Below are 494 nucleotides of genomic sequence, written 5' to 3' on the forward strand. Positions count from 1 at the left end.
CGGCACGCCGAACGCCCTGACCTGCGTGCTGCCGAACAACGTCGTGTTCGCCTCGCTGCTCAGGGGGATCAAGCTCGGCGGCTTCGTCACGGCGACCAACGCGACGGTCGGCGGCTCGGCCGGCGTCACGCTGGCGCTGACCGGGATCGGCACGCCGACGGGTACGGTGACCGCGCCCCTGCTGCGCCGGAACGGCACCGCGCTGCAGGCCGGCGACTTGCCGGTCAACCAGGACTTCGAGATCCGCTGGGACGGCGCCGCGTTCCGGATGACCGGCTCGGTGGCGAGCGACGGAGGGGGCGGCCCGGGCTCGGTCAGCTTCGTCGGCCTGCCGGTCGCCGGCGTCGTCCCAGCGGCGATCGCCGGCCCGTCCACTACCGCCACCCTGTCGATCGGCCCCGGCACGTGCAGCGACAGCACCGGCGCCCCCGACCAGCAGACCGGCGGCGCGCGCGCCGTGGCATCCCCGAACCGACACGGCGCCGTCGTCCTCC

Annotated in this window: 1 protein-coding gene; it reads left to right on the forward strand. The window is 75.3% G+C overall.

From position 1 onward, the window contains the following. On the forward strand, positions 1 to 494 hold a 494-nt coding region (locus tag MKK75_RS06540), incomplete at both ends, for a hypothetical protein (protein WP_244041803.1).

The organism is Methylobacterium sp. J-030, assembly GCF_022829545.1.
Taxonomy (GTDB): Bacteria; Pseudomonadota; Alphaproteobacteria; order Rhizobiales; family Beijerinckiaceae; genus Methylobacterium.